We start from the raw sequence: 18,584 nt of genomic DNA on the forward strand, positions 1-18,584 counted from the left end.
CTTGTCGTGTTTCTTACCGGAACCGCTTGTACACGTCGGACAGCAGGTTCATCATCCGCGTGCCACGCTCCATGCTGTGATAGCGGACGAGTTCGGGGTTGAACTTCGCCTTGTAGCCACAGAGTCGGCGTTCGTTCGCGCCGACGAGGTCGTAGCGTTCGATTCCCTCGTCCATCGCGTCGCGCATGATGGCCCAGTCAACGAGGTCGTTGATGGGAACGTCGTGGTTGTGCTTCGCGCCGCCCTGCCAGCGGTACACGCGCTCGTCGTCGGCGAGGGCTATCATTCCGCCCGCGAACTCGCCGTCAACGTCACAGACGTACGGGCGAACCGCGCCCTCCGGCAACCGTCGGTGGAGGTCCACGACGAACTCCGGGGAGAGGCTGTAGGGTTCGTCCTGTTCGTCGTGACGGGCTTTCACCTGCCCGATTATCCGACGGATCGCTTCCGGGCCGCCGACGTCGATCTCGTAGCGATTCTCGTCGGTTCGGGTGTTGCTCCGGGCGTCGCCGCTGAAACTGGCCAGCACGTCGTCCTCGCCCGGCGTGAGATCGACCTCGTAGGTGTGTCGCGGCTGGATCTCGAACTCGTTCCACTCGAACGGGCGAACGTCGGTGTAGCCCGCTCCCGTGCGGATGTGGACGTACTTCGGCGCGAACTCGTGGTCGAGCCACTTGAGACAGCCGTCGATGAACCGGCGGTGTCGACGTTCGGCTTTCCGTCGCTTGAGTTTCCCCATGTTCAACAGGGCCGGGCCGAGGCTGGGGAGCCAGATGCCCGGCGGCGGCGAAAACGCGGTCGTCATCCCGCCCTTCGAAATCGTGAAGACGGGGAACAGTCCCACGGGTTCCTGTCCCTTGTACCCCATGAGGGGATGGAACTCCGAACCGGTGTGTTCGGCCTGCACTTCCAGCGACTCCAGTCGGTGGAAGACCGACCCCTGTGGCGACCGTTCGACGAGGTCGTTCCAGCGATCCAGATCGTTCGTCCGCTCTATCCTGATGCCGTCTTTTTCGATGGTAATACTCATTCGAGATATCCGAGGTCCGCAAGTCGCGTTTCCACGCGCTCGTCGTCCGTTTCGACCGTCTCGCCCGCTTCGAACGCGGGGTAGCTCTGCTGGCCGACCGATTCGACGACCGGGAGAACCCGGCCGTCCATCCGATCGCTCGCCGGGAGTCCGAACGTCGCCAGAATCGTCGGTGCCACGTCGAAGAGATGGGCACCGGCACAGTTCGCGTCCGGGTCGATGCCGTCACCCGCCGCAGCGAAGATGCCGTCTCGCTTGTGGTTCCACGGCTCGCTCGGTTTGCCGAACTGCTGGCCCCTGAGCTGGGCCGAGAGGAACTGATCGAACTCCGCGGGGACACAGACGATGTCCACGGCGTCCGCGCTGTACGGCCCGGTGAAATACTCCTCGCGCGGGGCGACCGTCTCGAACACGAAGTCGCCGTCCGGCGTCCTGACGTCGCGCAGTTTCTCGATGATCTCCGCGCGAACCCCTTCGTACTCGTCGGGAGAAACGACGCCGCTCGGGTCGCGTCCCTCGACGTTGAGTCGGACGCCGCACTCGATTCTGTCGCGCATATACGCGACGGAGTTGGGGAAATCGACCTGCTCCGTCGCCGCGCGGATGAACTGCTCGGGGACGTGTTCCGCGACGACGGTGTCCAACCCGACGCGTTCGAGTACGGTTCCGATCCGCTGGCTCGTGATGCCGACCCGCGCGGCGAGCGCGAGTCCCCGCTCGGCCATCCCCTGCTCGTGGGAGGAACTCTCCTCGCCCTGCTGTAACTGGTTTCCCGCGATGGTGGACCACGAGGGCATGCCTTCGCCGCCGCGGGCGGTTTCGACGTAGCCCTCCTCGTGCAGGAAATCGTTGACGCGGAACTCGTAGCCGTTGTACTCGCCGATGCCGTGGTCGCTGGCGACGACGACGGTGTCCGGGTCACACGTATCGAGGATCTTCCCGACCTGTTCGTCCACCGCTTCGTACACCGCTCTGGCGACCTCCTCGTCGCCTGGATGTTCGTGAAAGAGCGTGTCCGTACTCTGGAACTGGACGAAGCCGAAGTCGGGATCGAAGCGATCTACGAGATAATTAAATGCGTCACCGCGCATGCGCGTGAGGCGGCGATACCATTCGACGGATTGCTCCTCCGGGAGGTTTCGTGGCGGATACACCCGGTAGCCGCCGATTTCGTCCCGAACTTCGTCGAGGAGTCCATCGGGGTGACACGTCGGGTTTTCCGGTGCGGTGTACCCCGGCAGTATCGCGCCGTCGATTTCGCGTGGCGGGTGTGTGACGGGTGCGTTGACGACGACGCTCGACAAGCCGTGTTGGTCCAGTAGTTCCCAGAGCGTGTACTCGCGGACACGGCTGGCGTTCACCACGTCCCAATCGTAGCCGTCGAAGTGGAGAAAGCCGAACACGCCGTGCTTTCCGGGGTTAACGCCGGTGTACAACGAGGGCCACGCGCTGGGGGTCCACGGCGGTAGTTGCGATTCCAGTGGCCCGGTCGACCCCTCATCGAAGATCGAGGCGAGGTTCGGGAGCGCCCCCTTCTCGAACAGCGGTTCGAGGACGCTCCGACACCCCGCGTCGATTCCGACGAGGAGGGTCTGCATCTGACAGTCCATGCTGTTTTCGCGAACCCCTCGTTCGTCCTTTGTTATGCGTCAGTTTCCAGCCGTTTAGAGTGGCCGTACTGTCCGAATTCCCGTCAAACGTCGTCAGTAGGGGAACGTGTGACTCAATACCACCTTTCTCCGGTTCGACGGCCCATCCGTTCTCTCGACGGAATCGGCCATCAAATATTTCAGACGGTACAGTGGCCCCAAACCGATACATACATAAAATAGGAGAAGAACATTGAATCTGCAATGGCACGCGACGCAACGACAGGCGAGCGATATCCTTCCTGAAAGGGCAGGTGTGGCATCGACGTTTACATCTGGATCGATGTCACAGATGCTCACTCCACGACGAAACGTAATCGAAGGTCATTCTCAACGTCAAATAGACGACGACCCGGCGGTAATGTGGCGTTTCCATTGGAAATGACGTCATACTCTCCTCGGATAACTGCCATTAATACACTTTTAAATAATTCGGATTGCATTGAGACAGGATCGTAATCTACTTAAATTGGTAATGCGGCATTGAAACCATGGCACGCGACGAAACGGCACGCGATTCGACAGACAGCGGTCTGTTAAACCGACGTTCGTATCTGAAATTCGCCGGAGCGACGGCAGCAGCCTTCGCTACGGCCGGCGTAGCGAACGCAGAAGACTATCGAACCATCACCGTCCCTGCTGGGCAACAGAAATCGATCCACGTTGGGGACGGAGTGACGTTCGAGAACGTCCTCATCGACATCACCGCATCCGGTGCTGGCGTGGCGATCACGACCAGCGGAAACGGTTGGACGATTCGAAACGTCGGTATCAAAGGACAGCACAGCGGTGAGAGCTTCATGATCATGCCCGGCGTCGAATCGTCGGACGGTCACGGTCTCATCGAAAACGTCTACATGGGTGACGGCACTAAGGCCAGAAAACACGGTGGCGGGGTTTGGGTCAACGCCAACCTTCCCCACCGTGGAACCATCACCATTCGACGCACACACATCGCAAACACGGTCAACAACGGTCTGTACGCCTCCGGTCCGGGAAGTAAAGGTGCGACGGGGATCACGAACGTCGAGGATTCGTACTTCCACTCGAACAACATCTCCAACATCCGCCTGAACGCGAAGGGCTCCCGAACGCCGTACGTCAAGAATTCCGTGGTGAAGGTCGACGAAAGTACGCCCCCCTGTGGCGAGAACTGTTCGGCACCCGGTACGGTCAACAACCGCGGTGTCTGGTCCTGGTACGGTACGACGAAAGTCATCAACTCCGACATCCAGGGTGGATTGGTGACCGCACACGGCGGTAACGTGCAAACGGAAAACACCCGAACCGGCGACAACGCGGACCTGACGCCGCCGAAAGGCGTCCCAATGACCGCAGAGCAGGCGGCGAGCGGTGCGGCCAAGAGTCACGGAAATCGCAAGCAAGCGGCGAAGAAAAAGCAGTCGAAAGCGAAGGGACTGCCGAACGTCATCAGTATTTCGAGCAACTCGTCCTCGAAGGCGGCGTCCTACGAGTTCGAGGTCGCCGGAAAGATCCGAAAGTCGACCGATCACGGAGCCTCGAAGGACGACGACGACACGCTCAAAAACGGTACCGCAACCGGCTCCGTCGCGGGCGGCACCGACAGCTACGAGTTCTCGGGCCCGCTCGTGAGCTTCAGTCTCGACGGCAAGGCGACAGTGTCCCTCAACGGCGAGCAGGTCACGGCGGGCAAACTCGGTCTGCCAAAAACCATCGTCATCAACGGACACAAAACCGCCGGATCGAGCAGCTACTCCTTCGACGTCGGCGGGTCGGTCGCCAAATCCGACGCCCTCGGTTCGATCAACAAGATGGACACCGTCGAAGGCACCCGTGTCACGGGGAAGGTCTTCAACGGTAAGGACGGCTATCGATTCTCGGGTGACTTGAAACGACTCCAGGTCGACGGCAAGGCACGAATCTCGATCGGAGCGGGGAAATAATGAGCCGGTCCCGCTGGGAGCGACTTCCCGCCAACCCCGACCTCGAAGGGGACCTCGGCTACGAAATCGACGAGTGGGACGTTATCCGCGCCCGCCGAGACGGGCGCGGCCGACTCATGTTCCTTCCAAAGGACAAGGACATGCTCCGCGACGACGCGTTCATCCTCGCTGACGCGGACGCCGTTTGTAACGTCGAAAAGAAGCAGTAGACCCTCCAACGGATCTTTTCGAGGTCCGTTCTTCTTCCACCTACTGCCCTTCGGCCCGCCGCAGTTCGGGCGGCAATCCCTGCACGGTTCGCCGCCGATAGTAGAGATACTGGGCGATGGCCGAAACCCCGTACGCGACGAGTATGATGACGGCAGTGGCGATGCCGGAAATCAGCGTGAACGGGTATATTTCGAACCAGACGCCGAGCACGAGCAGGATGCTACCGAGCGAGAGCGCGAGGTAGTATCTGTCCCACGGAATCTCGGGTCGAGAGACGTCGCCGAGGTACGTATCGAGTTCACGTGCGCGTCGCGAGAGGGAAATCTCGCCCTCGTCCCTGTCGTACTCCACGATTCCGGCGTCGTCGAGTTTGGGGAGATGGGTCTGATAGAGCGAGATGTAGACGCGCTTGCGCTGCTCGCTCGTCAACCCCGAGAGCGTGGTGTCGTTCTCCCACACTGCGACTTGATCGGTCAAGTCGGATAGCTCGACGATTCCACCCTCACGTCGCAGGTAGTAGAGCGCATAGCGTCGTCGTGGACTCTTGAGAACCTCGAACACCTGGTCCTGTGAGAGTCCGGAACTAGCCATCGTATGGGGAGAGAGGCCGCTCGCTCATCGAAACCAATACACCTCCGTTTGCGTACGCGACCAGCCTGTGGTCACGGCTTCCACCACCGCATACACCGGCAATCACCGCTTCCCCACTTTGTTACCACGGTGCTGTTCTCGGGTAACGTCGCCATACACCCCGCCCATTCGGCCGTATTCCTCGTTCCCGGTCGAGTAACGCCGATTTCGGCGGGTAAACGGCTCGTAGCGGGGCTAGTCCGGAGCTACCCTCCGCCAAGGAGCGTATAACAAAGAGGACAGGTAGGGCATGGGGAATAACGCCCAGTCCGTCGCACGCACGGCGGAATCGGGCGATTCATGACCCAAGCTATGAACTCACTACCATCCACTGACACGCCCTGTGATTCGTGTCCCCGCTGGGGTGGTCGGCCGTGACCGAACCACAGAGTCGGGACCGGACCATCCACCCGGATGCGACGGTTGGATACGCCTACACGGCGGATTCGACGCCACCGACTATCGGTAACGGTGCGACCATCCGGTCCGGAACGGTTATCTACGACGACGTAACCATCGGGAGCGATTTCACGACCGGCCACGGTGCCCTCGTGCGGGAGAAAACGACCATCGGCGACGACGTTATCGTCGGCACGAACACGGTTATCGATGGGCAAACGACCATCGGTTCGCACGTGAGCATGCAGACGAACGTTTACGTCCCGACCAACACCACGGTCGGGAACCGGGTGTTCGTCGGACCGGCCGCGACGTTCACTAACGACCCGTATCCCATCCGCCAATCGACGGACCTCGAAGGGCCGACGCTCGAAGACGACGTTTCCATCGGCGCGAACGTAACCCTCCTCCCCGGCATCACCGTCGGCGAGGGGGCCTTCGTCGCCGCCGGTGCCGTCGTGACTGACGACGTGCCACCCGAAACGCTCGCCGTCGGTACGCCCGCCGAGATACGTCCGCTTCCGGAATCGCTCTCGGGAGGGAACGACATATGATTCCCATCGCGAACCCCGAACTGGGGCGCGAGGAGATCGAAGCGACCGTCTCCTGTATCGAGGAGGGACAACTCGCCGACGGGCCGGAAGTACGTCGGTTCGAGGACGAGTTCGCCGCCTTCTGCGGGACGGAGTTCGGCGTCGCCACGAGCAACGGAACGACGGCCCTCCACGCCGCGTTCGAGGCCCTCGATATCGGCCCGGGTGACCGCGTGGTCACCTCGCCGTTCTCGTTCGTCGCCAGCGCGAACGCCATTCGGCTCGCCGGGGCGGAACCCGTCTTCGCCGACATCGACTCGGACACGTACACGCTCGATCCGTACGCGACCGAGCAGGCGGTCCGGAAACACGAGGCGGACGCGATTCTCGCGGTGCACCTCTACGGACTGGCGGCGGAGATGAACCACCTGCAGGATATCGCCGAAACGCACGACATCGCACTGATCGAGGACGCCGCGCAGGCACACGGTGCGGAGTACGACGGCAGACCAGTCGGGTCGTTCGGCGACGCGGCCTGTTTCTCCTTCTACCCGACGAAGAACATGACGACGGGGGAGGGGGGAATGGTGACGAGCGACCGCCGCGACGTGGCCGAACGCGCGGCGAGTTTCGTCAACCACGGTCGCACCGCGGACGGCGGCTACGACCACGTTCGTCTCGGTCACAACTTCCGGATGACGAGCATGGCCGCGGCCATCGGTCGCGTGCAGCTGTCACGGCTCCCGAAGTACAACGAGGCGCGGCGGGCCAACGCGGCCTATCTCACCGACCGCCTCCGTGACGCGACCGTCAAACCGCCAGTCGAACCCGACGACTGTCGCCACGTCTACCATCAGTACACGATTCGCACGGAGGACAGGGACGGGTTGCAAAACCACCTCGAATCGCACGGCATCGGGACGGGCGTCTACTACCCGACGCCGATTCACAAACAACCAGCATACCAGCACGTCGAACACGACGCCCCGGTTTCGGAACGGATGGCGGACGAAGTCCTCTCGCTTCCCGTCCATCCCGGCCTGACGGGTGAAGACGTGCGAACGATTGCAACCACCATCATAGATTATGAGTGAACCAACGAACGCGGTCGTCATCGGCGTCGGAAGCATGGGTCGCCATCACGCCCGCGTCTACAGCGAACTACCCGAAGTAAATCTCGTCGGGATTCACGACGTGGACGAAGCGAACGCGGCCGAAGTCGCCAGAAATCACGGCACACAGGCCGTCGATATGGAAACCGCCCTCCAAATCGCGGACGTCGCTTCCATCGCTGTTCCGACTCCATACCACTACGAGACGGCGAAGAAGTGTATCGATGCGGGGGTTCACGTCCTCGTCGAAAAGCCGTTCGTCGGCGATCCCGACGAGGGGGTGGACCTGATCTCCCGCGCGAAGAGCGCGGACGTGATGATTCAAGTCGGCCACATCGAACGGTTCAATCCGGCGATCCGGACGCTCTCGGAGATCGTCTCGGAACTCGATATCATCGCCATCGATGCACAGCGACTCGGTCCGCCACCGGAGGGCCGAGCGGTGGACGTGAGCGCCGTGATGGATTTGATGATTCACGACATCGACGTCCTGCTCTCCATCGTGGACGACGATATCAACTCGATTGCGGCGGCCGGGACGCGGGATAACCGCTATGCGAGTGCGAGTATCCAGTTCGACGGCGGAATCGTCGCCGGACTCACGGCGAGTCGGGTGACACAGGAGAAGGTCCGGAAGCTGTCGATCACGGCGGCCGACTGTCGGGTGAACGTCGATTACACGAACCAGTCGGTCGAGATTCACCGTCACTCGCTGCCGGAGTACATCGAGGACAACGGCGACCTGCGTTACCGGCACGAGAGCATCATCGAGCGCCCGACCGTGGAGAACGGCGAACCGCTGAAGAACGAACTCCGATCGTTCGTCCGGAGCGCGACGACCGGTTCGACGCCGGTCGTCACCGGCGAGGACGGACTTCGCGTGCTCGAAGTCGCTCGAAAGATCGACGGATTGGCGTCCGGCCCGAAGGAGCAGGAACAGGAGGTGCATCTCGGGTGAGCCTGCGGCGACCCGAAAGGCTCTACGCGAACGACGCATCCACGGACGAGCAGCGTGAAGCGTTCCTGTCCGGCGATGTTCCCGTGGCTGTGTACGGCCTCGGAAAGATGGGCCTACCGCTCGCGGCGGTGTACGCCGAGACTTGCAGCAACGTCGTCGGGGCGGACATCGATCCGGACGTGGTCGCAGGAATCAACCGCGGCGAGTGTCACGTCCAGCGCGAACCCGGTCTCGAGGAACTCGTCTCGGAAACGGTCGAGTCGGGGTCCCTCCGGGCGGTCGAATCGCCGACGGAAGCGGCGCGGGACGCCGCGATTCACGTCGTCATCGTTCCGACGCCGATAACCGACGACGACGAACCCGACCTCGCCATCCTCCAGTCGGTGATGGAGAGCGTCGCCGAGGGACTCGCCCCCGGCGACCTCGTCGTGGTCGAGTGCACCGTCCCGCCGCGGACGACCCGCGACGTCTTGCTCCCGATGTTGGAACGCGAGAGCGACCTCACGCGTGAAGAGTTCGGGGTCGCGGTCTGCCCGGAGCGAACCTCCAGCGGTCGCGCATTGGAAGACATTCGGGGAGCCTACCCCAAAGTCGTCGGCGGCGTGGACGATGAGAGCACGCGCGTCGCGGAACTCGTCTACGGCGAACTGACCAGCAACGAGGTCATCGCGGTGCCGAGCGCGACGACCGCTGAAGCCGTGAAGGTGTTCGAGGGCGTCTACCGCGACGTCAACATCGCGCTGGCGAACGAACTCGCCACGATGGCCGACGCGGCGGATATCAGCGTCAACCGGGCCATCGAGACGGCGAACACCCAGCCGTTCTGTGACATTCATCGGCCGGGACCGGGCGTCGGCGGGCACTGCATTCCGTACTACCCGTACTTCCTCATCCGCCAGTTCGAGATGGATTTCCCGCTGTTGAGTACCGCACGCGAGGTGAACGACTCGATGCCCGCGTTCACGGTCGAAAAGGTCGGAGAACTGTTGGAGGACGAGGGCAAATCGCTCGCGGACTCGCGGGTGCTCGTCCTCGGTCTGACCTACCGACCCGGCGTCGAGGAGACGCGGGCCGCCCCGGCACGCCCCATCTGTGCCGACCTGACCGAGCGCGGTGCGGACGTGTTCGCGGTGGACCCAGTGCTCCCGACCGCCGACGACTTTGAGGCGACGAAACTCCCGCTCGAAGCCGTGGAAGGGTACGATTTCGACGCGGCAGTGATGGTCACGAACCACGACGAGTTCGCGGACATCGACTGGGACGGGTTCGATCCGATGGTCGTCGTCGACGGCCGGAACTGTCTGGACCTGTCCCGGTCGGACCACCGCGTCTACACCATCGGAGGTGACTGAATGTACGAGGGCAAATCCGTCGCGGTCGTGGTCCCGGCGTACAACGAGGAAGGACTCGTCGGCGGCGTCATCGACACCGTCCCCGAGTTCGTCGACCGGGTGTACGTCATCGACGACTGCTCGACCGACGGTACGTGGGCCGAGATTCAGTCGCACGCCGAACGCGCCGAAGCGGTCGCGGACGGTACGACGATGGGCGACGGTGGAGCGATGGACGACGGCGGTCGAACGGGCGACGGCGGAGCGATGAGCGGCAGTGGCAGGATGAACGACGGGGGCACGATGAACGACGCTCGGGCGAACTTCGACCGGCGTATCGTGCCGATCCGTCACTCCGAAAATCGGGGCGTCGGCGCGGCCATCAAAACCGGCTACTGTCGTGCACACGAGGAGAACATCGACGTGACGGCGGTGATGGCCGGTGACGGCCAGATGCGTCCCGAGATGTTGGCTCGAATCATCCAACCCATCGTGGACGGCCGGGCCGACTACACGAAGGGGAACCGACTCTCGACGCCGGGATTCCGCGAGGGAATGTCGGCGTGGCGGAGTTTCGGCAACTGGCTGTTGACGTTCCTCACGAAGGTCGCCAGCGGCTACTGGGGGATGGTGGACCCGCAAAACGGCTACACGGCGATTTCGAGCCGAGCGCTCTCGAACCTCGCGATCGAGGACGTGTACGACGATTACGGCTTCGCGAACGCCCTCCTCGTCCGGCTAAACGTCCACGACATGCGCGTCGCCGACGTGACCATGCCCGCGGTGTACGGCGACGAACAGAGCACGATTCGCTACTCGACGTTCATCCCGAAGCTCTCCGCGCTGCTGCTGTGGAGCTTCCTGTGGCGGATCAAGACGAAATATCTCGTCCGGGACTTTCACCCGCTCGCGTTCCTGTACGGTCTCGGAGCGATGGGAACCGCCGCCGGGTTGCTCTCGTTGGCTCGACGCAAGCGAGGGTCCTCGGACGGACTCACGGCGATGCTCCTCGGCGGCATCTGTTTCGTGCTGGCGATGGCGTTCGACCGGGAGGAAACCGCGGAACTGGAGGTACGCAACGAATGAATTCGGAGGAATACGATAGATGAAGGTACTGACCGTCGTCGGCGCACGCCCGCAGTTCGTGAAAGCTGCCGCCGTCTCCCGCGTCCTCAGGCAGGACCACGATGAAGTGCTCGTCCACACCGGCCAGCACTACGACGAAGGAATGTCGGACGTGTTCTTCGAGGAACTGTCCATCCCGTATCCGGACACCAACCTCGGCGTCGGTTCGGACACCCACGGTCGGCAGACCGGCGCGATGCTCTCCGGATTGGAGGCCGAAATCGAGGCCGAGGAACCGGACGCGGTGCTCGTCTACGGCGACACCAACTCGACGCTCGCGGCGGCCATCGTCACGTCGAAGATGGACCCACCGTTGGCGCACGTCGAGGCCGGAATGCGCAGCGGGAGCGAGATTCCCGAGGAGACGAACCGCGTCCTGACCGACCACGCCGCCGACCTACTGTTCGTCCCGTCCACCGACGCCGCGGCCAACCTCGCACGCGAGGGGATCACGGAAGGGGTCCACAACTCCGGCGACGTGGGCTACGACGCCCTGCTCTGGGCGCGCGACCGGGCGGATACGAGCGTTCTCTCGGACTTCGGCGTGGGGTCCGGGGAGTTCGTCCTCGCCACGGTCCACCGGGATACGAACGCGGACGATCCCGAAAAACTGGAGGAGATCGTGGACGCGCTGGTCGAGGACCCGCGTCCGGTCGTCCTCCCCGCCCATCCGCGGACGGTGGCCCGACTCGAGGAGTTCGGCCTCTACGGCCGGGCCGAACGCGGGTTGATACTGACCGAACCGGTCGGATATCGGCAGTTCGTCGCCCTGCTCGACGCCGCGGCGGTCGTCGCCACCGATTCGGGCGGCGTCCAGAAGGAGGCGTTCTTCCTCGACACGCCCTGTGTCACGCTCCGCGAGGAGACCGAGTGGGTCGAGACCGTCGAGAGTGGCTGGAACCGGTTGGTCGGCGCGGACGGCGGGGCGATTCGAAGCGCCCTGTCGGACGTGACGATGCCGAACGAGAAGCCCACGCCGTACGGCGATGGGACCGCGGCCGAACGGATCGTGGAGGTGCTTTCCGATGTTACCCGGCTATGAATTCGAACTGTGTTTGACCCACGACGTGGATAGACCCTACAAACGACTGCAAGCCCCGTACTACGCACTCAAAGACCGGAATTTGGGTCATCTCTCGGCGCTCGCCCCCGGTGTTAATCCGTGGTGGCAGTTCGAGGAGATCATGGAACTGGAGGATTCCCTGGGCGTTCGATCGGCGTTTTACTTCCTTCAGGAGGAATCGATCTTCCAGAAGCCGCCGAACGAGTGGTTCACGCCGCGCTACTGGATCGAACACCTCGGTCGCTACGACCTGTTCGACACGGCCATCCTGGACGTGCTCCACGAGTTGGACGACGGAGGCTGGGAGGTCGGACTCCACGGCTCCTACGATTCCTACGACGATCCGGATGCCCTCCGCGAGCAGAAGACCGCGCTGGAGGCCGCCCTCGGTCACCGGGTCCGCGGCGGTCGTCAACACCATCTGAACCGCGGTGATTCCACCTGGAAACACCACCGCGACATCGGATTGGAGTACGATGCATCCCTCGGGTCGAGTTCCGACTACGGCTTCCAGCACGGCTACGGCGTGCAGCGTCCGTTCGACGACGACTTCATCGTCTTCCCGCTCACCATGATGGACATCGCCATCCCCGACCCCGGCGACGATTTCGAGGCGGCGTGGGCGGCCTGCGAGGACCTGCTAGCCGAAGCCGCCGAGAACGACGCCGTGATGACCGTCCTCTGGCACCCCCGCCTGTTCTCCGACGAGTTCCCCGGCCACCGCCGCCTCTACCGCCGCCTCATCGAGTCAGCCCTCGACCGCGGCGCGTGGGTCGGCCCCCCGGGCGACCTCGCTGATCGGGTCGGAACCGCCTCGCGGACCTCGACGAGTCGCGCGAGCATGCACAGTAAATAACGCGTTCCCGGCGATTTTCGTACGCGACAGTGATACGGTTCAGATGGTTTCTCGCTCCGGAGACTGCGACGTTTGAGCTGACACGACATCCTCCGAGACCAAGTTTTCGAAGGCCGATAGATGTTCGATACGAGAGATTTTTCTATCCCCGTGACTACGTATACCGTGCGGCGATGGGACCGCAACCAAAATCCACATCGTAGCAGGTGTGGCGAGGATTTCCAACGCTTCCATCGTAGTCACTGCGTTCCCGGAGGAATTCGGTGCCGTGTCGTCGTTACCATCGTGCATTGAGAAATATATTCGAATATTCGCCTCCGTATCGAATAGTCGGATATCTTTGTGTCAGTAGCTCAAACGCTCGAATTTCGCTCGAATCCGATCCGATCTCGTCGTAACCGTCGGAGTAGACACCGCCTGAACCCCTTTCGGTCGATCATTCGTCGCGGCAGGTGGGGGATAACAAAGTGAAAACCGCCGCTATCGGCGGACGAGACGAACGAATGAGAGTCGAACGTTTATCTATCGAAGAGTGGGCTGACGCGCTCCCCAACGACGGGTTCGAGGTGTTTCACCGTCCGGCGGCGCTCGCGGCGATCGAGCGGCACGCACCGGGCGAACTCCGATTGTACGGGGGCTTCAAGGGACAACAAGCTATCGCCCTGCTTCCCGTCGTCGTCCGGAACGGACCGCTCGGAACCGCCGCGTTCTCGCCACCGCCAGGGATGGGGATTCCGCGGCTGGGACCGATCATGATGCCGACGAGTCCGAAACGACGGAAGCAGGAGAAGGTCAACCGCGAGTTCACCGAGACGGTGCTCGGCCGGATCCGAACCGACTACACGGCGCGACTCGCCGAGGTCGGATTCGATTCGCCGGTCGCACAGCGTGTGGGTGAACAGATGGAGTCCGGGTTGACCCTGTTCCGCATGCTCTGTGGCACCGACTACGGCGACCCGCGACCGTACTCGTGGGGAGACCTGAGCGTCGAACCGTACTTCACCTACGAACTGGACCTCGCATCGACCACGGCCGACGCCGTGAAGAAATCCTTCAGCAAGAGCCTCCGTCGGGAGATTCGTGACGCCGAGGACCTCGACGTGACCGTCACCCGCGAGGGAATCGACGGCGCGCGCGACGTGTTCGAGCACACCGTCGAACGGTACGACGAACAGGACGAGACGCTCGGCCTCTCGTGGGAGTACGTTCGGGACCTCTGGGAGGGACTCGACGACGCCGCCCAGACCTACGTCGCTCGGGACGACGAGGGGAACTACCTGACCGGGATCACCGCGCTCTACTCGAACGACGCGGCGTACTTCTGGCAGGGCGGTGCCCGCTCGGTGTACGAGGGGACGAGCGTGAACAGCCTCGTCCACTGGAACATCATTCAGGACATCGTCGAGGAACCGCCGGTCGAGTCGGTGACGAGGTACGACCTGATGGGAGCCAACACGGAGCGGCTCTGTCGATACAAGGCGAAGTTCGGGGCGGACCTGGTCCCGTACTATCTGGTCGAATCGAACGGGACGACGATGAGCGCCGCGAAACGGGCTTACCAGTTCGTGAGGGGATGAGAATGCGATACCTCTTCTTCACCAACACGCCCGCGCACGTCCACCTCTATCGCCACGCGATAGAGCGACTGCAAGCCGAGGGCCACGACGTGCTCGTCCTCGGGCGGGATTACGGCTGTACCCATGCACTGTTGGACTATCACGACCTGCCGTATCGAATCTACGGCAAGTGCGAGACGACGATGTTCTCGCTCTTCCGCGAACTGCCGGGGCAGTACCTCGAAATCTTCCGGCAGACGCGGCGCTACGATCCGGACCTCATCTTCGGCGTCGGCTCCTACGCGGCTCACGCCGGGGCGATGTCTCGCACGCCGGTCGTCGTCGTCGCCGACTCGGAACCGACGACGTTCGACCACGTCGCGTCCCGCCCGTTCGTGGACACGTTCCTCACGCCGCACACCTTCGGCAAGGACCTCGGCGCGAACCACTACGAGTTCCGCGGGTTCAAGGAACTCGCCTATCTCCACCCGGACGTGTACGAACCCGACCCGACGATTCGGGACCGGCTCGGCGTCGAGCCGGACGAGGAGTACGCCATCGTCCGATTCAACGCGTTCGGCTCGCACCACGACGTGGGACACTCGGGATTCTCGCCTGAAAAGCGTCGGAAACTCATCGCCGCGCTCTCCGAGCACGTCACCGTGTTCGTCTCCGACGAGGGCGGCAACCCGGCCCCCGGCGACTCCTACGAGTTCGACCTCCACCCAGCCTTGCTCCACGACGCGCTGGCCGAAGCGTCCCTGCTCGTCGCCGACACCCAGACGATGGTGACGGAGGCGGCCCTGTTGGGAACGCCCGCGATCCGGTCGAACTCCTTCGTCGGCGAGTCGGACATGGGCAACTTCATCGAACTCGAACGCGAGGGACTCATCTACAACTTCCGGGAGTTCGACGACGTGCTCTCGCAGGCGCTCACCACCATCTCGGACGACTCGGCGAAACGCCGTCTCCGCGAGCGACGGGACGAGTATCTCTCGGACAAGGTGAACCTCACCGACGTCATCGTGGACGTGGCGAGAACGGCCGTGGTCCCACAGCAACGTATCGAACGAACGGTCGCGGTGTCGCACCGATAGCGAATACGGTTTTTCGTACTTTTTCGCGTCCCGGTCGGTTCGAACTCGTCGCCGACCAGTTAACGACGCTCGTCGCGTGAATCATCAGAGCCGATATATTTTCTCGGCCGACCCGTGGGACGAATCGCAACGTTCGGGGCCGAAATTGGGCGATTTTCGGTACGCCGAACCTGCCCCCGGGAAAGCCACGGATAACAAAGGCCGACACTCCCCTCGGGTTCAGCAACGTGTCGAGAGGAACCTCACAGCCGAGCGCCAGCGTCCAGCAGCGACCGCTGCGGGTGCTGAACCTCGTGACGAACGTCGAAGCCCGATTTTACAACGAACAACTACGGGTTCTCGAAGCGCGCGGCGTCCACGAAGAGACACTCGCGCCGCCGGGAACCCATCGTACCCACGAATCGGTCACCGAACGACGGCCGACCGACTACCTCCGATTTTTCCCGACAGTCCTCAAAAACTCCTTGGACGGCTACGACCTGGTTCACGCGAACTACGGACTCACGGCACCGATGGCGCTGGCACAGGTTCGGTTGCCGGTCGTCCTCTCGCTGTGGGGGTCTGACCTCCTCGGCGAGTACGGTTGGTTGAGCAAATTCTGTGCCCGCCACTGCGATGCCGTCATCGTCATGTCCGAAGGGATGGCGGCGGAACTCGACTCCCCGTGTCACGTCATTCCGCACGGAATCGACCTCGAGCGGTTTTCCCCGCAACCCACGGGTGAAGCCCGCGACGCAGTCGGGTGGTCTCGAAACGCCAAACACGTCCTCTTTCCCTATCCGCCGATGCGGGAGGTAAAGGACTTCCCGCGAGCGGAGCGGGTGGTCACGGCCGCCGCGAAGCAGGTCGGAGGGCCGGTGGAACTCCAGAGCGTCTACGGGGTGCCACACGACGAGATGGCTTCCTACTACAACGCGGCGGACGTACTCCTGTTGCCCTCGAAGAGCGAGGGATCGCCGAACTCCGTCAAGGAGGCGATGGCGTGTAACCTACCGGTCGTGACGACCGATGTCGGCGACGTCGAGGACCGTTTGGCGGACGTCTCTCCGTCGCACGTCTGTCGGTCCGACGACGAACTCGTGGACGGGTTGGTGGACGTGCTTTCGTCCCCCCGTCCGTCGAACGGACGCGAGAACGTCCGCGACGTCGGACTCGAACGAATGGGTGATAGGATCCGTGCCGTCTACGAGTCCGTCCTCTGATGCAGCATCACACAATGATTCGGACTCGGCCGCCGTCACCCGGTTCGTCACGACATCGGCGAATCAGGTGGTCTATAACAAAGGGCCGTTCCGCCGACGAGGGTGACGATTAAATGGCACGGACCTACGCACACCGACTGGAGAAGATAACGCTGGTCGCCGGGTTCTGTGCGCTCGCAGCGGGGGTTTTTATCGCACACATGTCGCCAGCGCACGGCTACGAACTCTCGATCTACCGATCGACGCCGCTCCTCTTCTGGGTCGGGGCGGGCCTCGCTCTCCTTCTCGGAACCGCGGTTGCGGTGTCCGCACCCGACTGGTATCGCACGCTCGGTCTCGTACTGGGAGGGGCGACGGTGCTGATCATCGCGTCGCTCCCGCTCGTCAGGGGGTATTACTTCTACGGGCCGGGCGACTCGCTGACACATCTCGGATGGGCGAAGGACATCATCTCGGGGAACATGCCCGCCTACGATCTGTTGTACCCCGGTACGCATACCATCGCGATCGTAGTTCACGAAGCGACCGGCATGGCGCTCACGCAGTCGATGCTCGTCATGGTCTCCGCGTTCGTCCTCGTCTATCTGCTGTTCGTTCCGCTCGCCGTCGGTGCCGTGGTGGACGACGACAGGGCGGTGACGTACGCGGCGATTTCGGGATTCCTGCTCCTACCGATAAACACGATCAGCGTCTTCATCATGCCGCACCCGACCTCGCAGGCCATCCTGTTCCTCCCGCTCATACTCTACCTCGTGGCGAAGTACGTCACCCTATCGAACCCTCGACGGGTGCCGATTCTGGGAACCGGGGCAGGGGCGCTACTCGCCCTCGCGTCGATCGCCGTCGTGTTCGTTCATCCCCAACAAGCAGCCAACGTCATCCTGTTGTTCGGTGGCGTCATCGTCGTCCAGTTCGTCTATCGCCTGTTCCGCGACGAGCACGCCATCGCACACCATCGGGCGCTGTACTCACAGACGTTCTTCCTCGGGGCAATGTTTCTCGCGTGGTCACCGTTTCATCAACGGTCGGGCGGGGCGGTGCACGCGCTCATCAACAGCCTCCTCTCCGACCCGACTGCGGGCGCGGATTCCGCACACGCGGCCGCGAGCCTCTCCCAACTCGGCGGCAGCATCCGTCTGCTCTTTTTGAAACTGTTTCTCGTCAGTTTCGTCTTCCTCCTATTGGCGGGCATCCTGATGCTCGGCGGCCTCCTCGGCCGCGTTCGTGGAACGGACGCGAACGCGTTCAGCAAGTATCTCGCCATCGGCACCGTTCCGTTGTTCGTCCTCTTCGTCGCCTTCTTCATAGCCAGTTACGCTCAGTTTCACTTTCGGATACTGGGGTTCCTCATGGTCCCCGTTACGATGCTCGGGGCAATCGCGCTCGCCCGTGGGGTGGACGCGGCCGGAAGAAGACTGCCGAACGACGGCCCGGTGTCCGGGTTCATCGTGATACTCTTCGCCATCATGCTCGTCCTCTCGCTGGTGACTATATTCCACTCCCCCTACATGTACCAGACGTCCGGCCAAGTTTCGGACGGCGAGATGACGGGATTCTCGACGGCGCTCGCACACCGAGGTGACGTGAAATTCACCGGACTTCGAGCGTCCGGCAAGCGGTACTCGGACGGAATTCTCGGCTACGAGGCGAGCAGACGTGCCGATTTCCGTGGCGAGGGAATTTACGGCAACTACAACGCTACCGAGAAGAACTTCACCGCCGGACGGTTGGAGCACGTCTTCGATGGGCCGCGATACCTACCGATAACCGACGCCGCCAGGGAGCGAGAGCTCTCCGTGTATCGCGGGCTTCGATTCCCGGAGCGTGGGTTCAGAACGCTCGAGAGTCAACCCGGCGTGGACAGGGTACAATCGGGTGGCGGCTTCGACCTCTACTATATCAAATGAC

16 protein-coding genes are annotated in these 18,584 nt (G+C 62.7%); 13 read left to right on the top strand and 3 right to left on the bottom strand.

Annotation, left to right across the window (positions count from 1 at the left end; all coding sequences use genetic code 11):
* Nucleotides 1-13: 13 nt before the first annotated feature.
* Both NKF26_RS06010 and NKF26_RS06015 read right to left on the bottom strand, forming a co-directional pair.
* A complete protein-coding gene (locus NKF26_RS06010; protein WP_253227310.1) occupies nucleotides 14-1,030 on the bottom strand; it encodes a GNAT family N-acetyltransferase in 1,017 nt (338 codons plus the stop codon).
* Nucleotides 1,027-2,640: an alkaline phosphatase family protein gene (locus NKF26_RS06015; RefSeq protein ID WP_253227311.1), complete on the bottom strand. Its 1,614-nt coding sequence runs from the start codon at nucleotides 2,638-2,640 to the stop codon at nucleotides 1,027-1,029. The genes NKF26_RS06010 and NKF26_RS06015 overlap by 4 nt, the downstream gene beginning before the upstream one ends.
* Nucleotides 2,641-3,170: 530 nt before the next feature.
* On the opposite strand from NKF26_RS06015, the gene NKF26_RS06020 reads away from it, so the two are divergent.
* Nucleotides 3,171-4,604: a hypothetical protein gene (locus NKF26_RS06020; RefSeq protein ID WP_253227312.1), complete on the top strand. Its 1,434-nt coding sequence runs from the start codon at nucleotides 3,171-3,173 to the stop codon at nucleotides 4,602-4,604.
* A complete protein-coding gene (locus NKF26_RS06025) occupies nucleotides 4,604-4,813 on the top strand; it encodes a hypothetical protein (RefSeq protein WP_066145593.1) in 210 nt (69 codons plus the stop codon). The genes NKF26_RS06020 and NKF26_RS06025 overlap by 1 nt, the downstream gene beginning before the upstream one ends.
* A gap of 40 nt (nucleotides 4,814-4,853) precedes the next feature.
* Here NKF26_RS06025 and NKF26_RS06030 read toward each other — a convergent pair whose 3' ends face one another.
* Entirely contained in the window at nucleotides 4,854-5,405 is a 552-nt protein-coding gene (locus tag NKF26_RS06030) for a hypothetical protein (RefSeq protein ID WP_066145596.1), read from the bottom strand.
* A 413-nt stretch (nucleotides 5,406-5,818) separates the two neighbouring features.
* On the opposite strand from NKF26_RS06030, the gene NKF26_RS06035 reads away from it, so the two are divergent.
* The 11 genes from NKF26_RS06035 (at nucleotide 5,819) to NKF26_RS06085 (ending at nucleotide 18,583) form a co-directional block, all read left to right on the top strand.
* Nucleotides 5,819-6,397: an acetyltransferase gene (locus tag NKF26_RS06035; protein WP_253227313.1), complete on the top strand. Its 579-nt coding sequence runs from the start codon at nucleotides 5,819-5,821 to the stop codon at nucleotides 6,395-6,397.
* Nucleotides 6,394-7,470: a DegT/DnrJ/EryC1/StrS aminotransferase family protein gene (locus tag NKF26_RS06040; protein ID WP_253227314.1), complete on the top strand. Its 1,077-nt coding sequence runs from the start codon at nucleotides 6,394-6,396 to the stop codon at nucleotides 7,468-7,470. Before NKF26_RS06035 ends, NKF26_RS06040 begins: the two co-directional genes overlap by 4 nt.
* Nucleotides 7,463-8,446 carry a Gfo/Idh/MocA family protein gene (locus NKF26_RS06045; RefSeq protein ID WP_253227315.1) on the top strand — a complete coding sequence of 328 codons (984 nt, stop codon included), beginning with the start codon at nucleotides 7,463-7,465 and terminating at the stop codon, nucleotides 8,444-8,446. Before NKF26_RS06040 ends, NKF26_RS06045 begins: the two co-directional genes overlap by 8 nt.
* Entirely contained in the window at nucleotides 8,443-9,798 is a 1,356-nt protein-coding gene (locus tag NKF26_RS06050) for a nucleotide sugar dehydrogenase (RefSeq protein ID WP_253227316.1), read from the top strand. Before NKF26_RS06045 ends, NKF26_RS06050 begins: the two co-directional genes overlap by 4 nt.
* The gene (locus NKF26_RS06055; protein ID WP_253227317.1) at nucleotides 9,799-10,863 is read left to right on the top strand and encodes a glycosyltransferase family 2 protein; all 1,065 of its coding nucleotides are present in this window, start codon (nucleotides 9,799-9,801) and stop codon (nucleotides 10,861-10,863) included.
* Between the two features lie 19 nt (nucleotides 10,864-10,882).
* Nucleotides 10,883-11,944 (top strand): non-hydrolyzing UDP-N-acetylglucosamine 2-epimerase, encoded by a 1,062-nt coding sequence (gene wecB / locus NKF26_RS06060; RefSeq protein ID WP_253227318.1) that lies wholly within the window; start codon nucleotides 10,883-10,885, stop codon nucleotides 11,942-11,944.
* Nucleotides 11,928-12,821: a polysaccharide deacetylase family protein gene (locus NKF26_RS06065; RefSeq protein WP_253227319.1), complete on the top strand. Its 894-nt coding sequence runs from the start codon at nucleotides 11,928-11,930 to the stop codon at nucleotides 12,819-12,821. The genes wecB and NKF26_RS06065 overlap by 17 nt, the downstream gene beginning before the upstream one ends.
* Nucleotides 12,822-13,324: 503 nt before the next feature.
* Nucleotides 13,325-14,398: a GNAT family N-acetyltransferase gene (locus tag NKF26_RS06070; protein ID WP_253227320.1), complete on the top strand. Its 1,074-nt coding sequence runs from the start codon at nucleotides 13,325-13,327 to the stop codon at nucleotides 14,396-14,398.
* A gap of 2 nt (nucleotides 14,399-14,400) precedes the next feature.
* Nucleotides 14,401-15,474: a DUF354 domain-containing protein gene (locus NKF26_RS06075; RefSeq protein WP_253227321.1), complete on the top strand. Its 1,074-nt coding sequence runs from the start codon at nucleotides 14,401-14,403 to the stop codon at nucleotides 15,472-15,474.
* 275 nt (nucleotides 15,475-15,749) lie between these two features.
* Entirely contained in the window at nucleotides 15,750-16,676 is a 927-nt protein-coding gene (locus tag NKF26_RS06080) for a glycosyltransferase (protein WP_369682126.1), read from the top strand.
* Nucleotides 16,677-16,789: 113 nt separating this feature from the next.
* Nucleotides 16,790-18,583 (top strand): hypothetical protein, encoded by a 1,794-nt coding sequence (locus tag NKF26_RS06085; RefSeq protein ID WP_253227323.1) that lies wholly within the window; start codon nucleotides 16,790-16,792, stop codon nucleotides 18,581-18,583.
* Nucleotide 18,584: the final 1 nt, after the last annotated feature.

The organism is Haladaptatus sp. AB618 (genome assembly GCF_024136965.1).
Classification (GTDB): Archaea; Halobacteriota; Halobacteria; order Halobacteriales; family Haladaptataceae; genus Haladaptatus.

Coding starts and splice junctions, on each gene's coding strand:
- NKF26_RS06070 (WP_253227320.1), top strand. CDS start 13,325: ATGAGAGTCGAACGTTTATCTATCGAAGAGTGGGCTGACGCGCTCCCC.
- NKF26_RS06040 (WP_253227314.1), top strand. CDS start 6,394: ATGATTCCCATCGCGAACCCCGAACTGGGGCGCGAGGAGATCGAAGCG.
- NKF26_RS06010 (WP_253227310.1), bottom strand. CDS start 1,030: ATGAGTATTACCATCGAAAAAGACGGCATCAGGATAGAGCGGACGAAC.
- NKF26_RS06015 (WP_253227311.1), bottom strand. CDS start 2,640: ATGGACTGTCAGATGCAGACCCTCCTCGTCGGAATCGACGCGGGGTGT.
- NKF26_RS06055 (WP_253227317.1), top strand. CDS start 9,799: ATGTACGAGGGCAAATCCGTCGCGGTCGTGGTCCCGGCGTACAACGAG.
- NKF26_RS06020 (WP_253227312.1), top strand. CDS start 3,171: ATGGCACGCGACGAAACGGCACGCGATTCGACAGACAGCGGTCTGTTA.
- NKF26_RS06045 (WP_253227315.1), top strand. CDS start 7,463: ATGAGTGAACCAACGAACGCGGTCGTCATCGGCGTCGGAAGCATGGGT.
- NKF26_RS06075 (WP_253227321.1), top strand. CDS start 14,401: ATGCGATACCTCTTCTTCACCAACACGCCCGCGCACGTCCACCTCTAT.
- NKF26_RS06065 (WP_253227319.1), top strand. CDS start 11,928: ATGTTACCCGGCTATGAATTCGAACTGTGTTTGACCCACGACGTGGAT.
- NKF26_RS06030 (WP_066145596.1), bottom strand. CDS start 5,405: ATGGCTAGTTCCGGACTCTCACAGGACCAGGTGTTCGAGGTTCTCAAG.
- NKF26_RS06085 (WP_253227323.1), top strand. CDS start 16,790: ATGGCACGGACCTACGCACACCGACTGGAGAAGATAACGCTGGTCGCC.
- wecB (WP_253227318.1), top strand. CDS start 10,883: ATGAAGGTACTGACCGTCGTCGGCGCACGCCCGCAGTTCGTGAAAGCT.
- NKF26_RS06025 (WP_066145593.1), top strand. CDS start 4,604: ATGAGCCGGTCCCGCTGGGAGCGACTTCCCGCCAACCCCGACCTCGAA.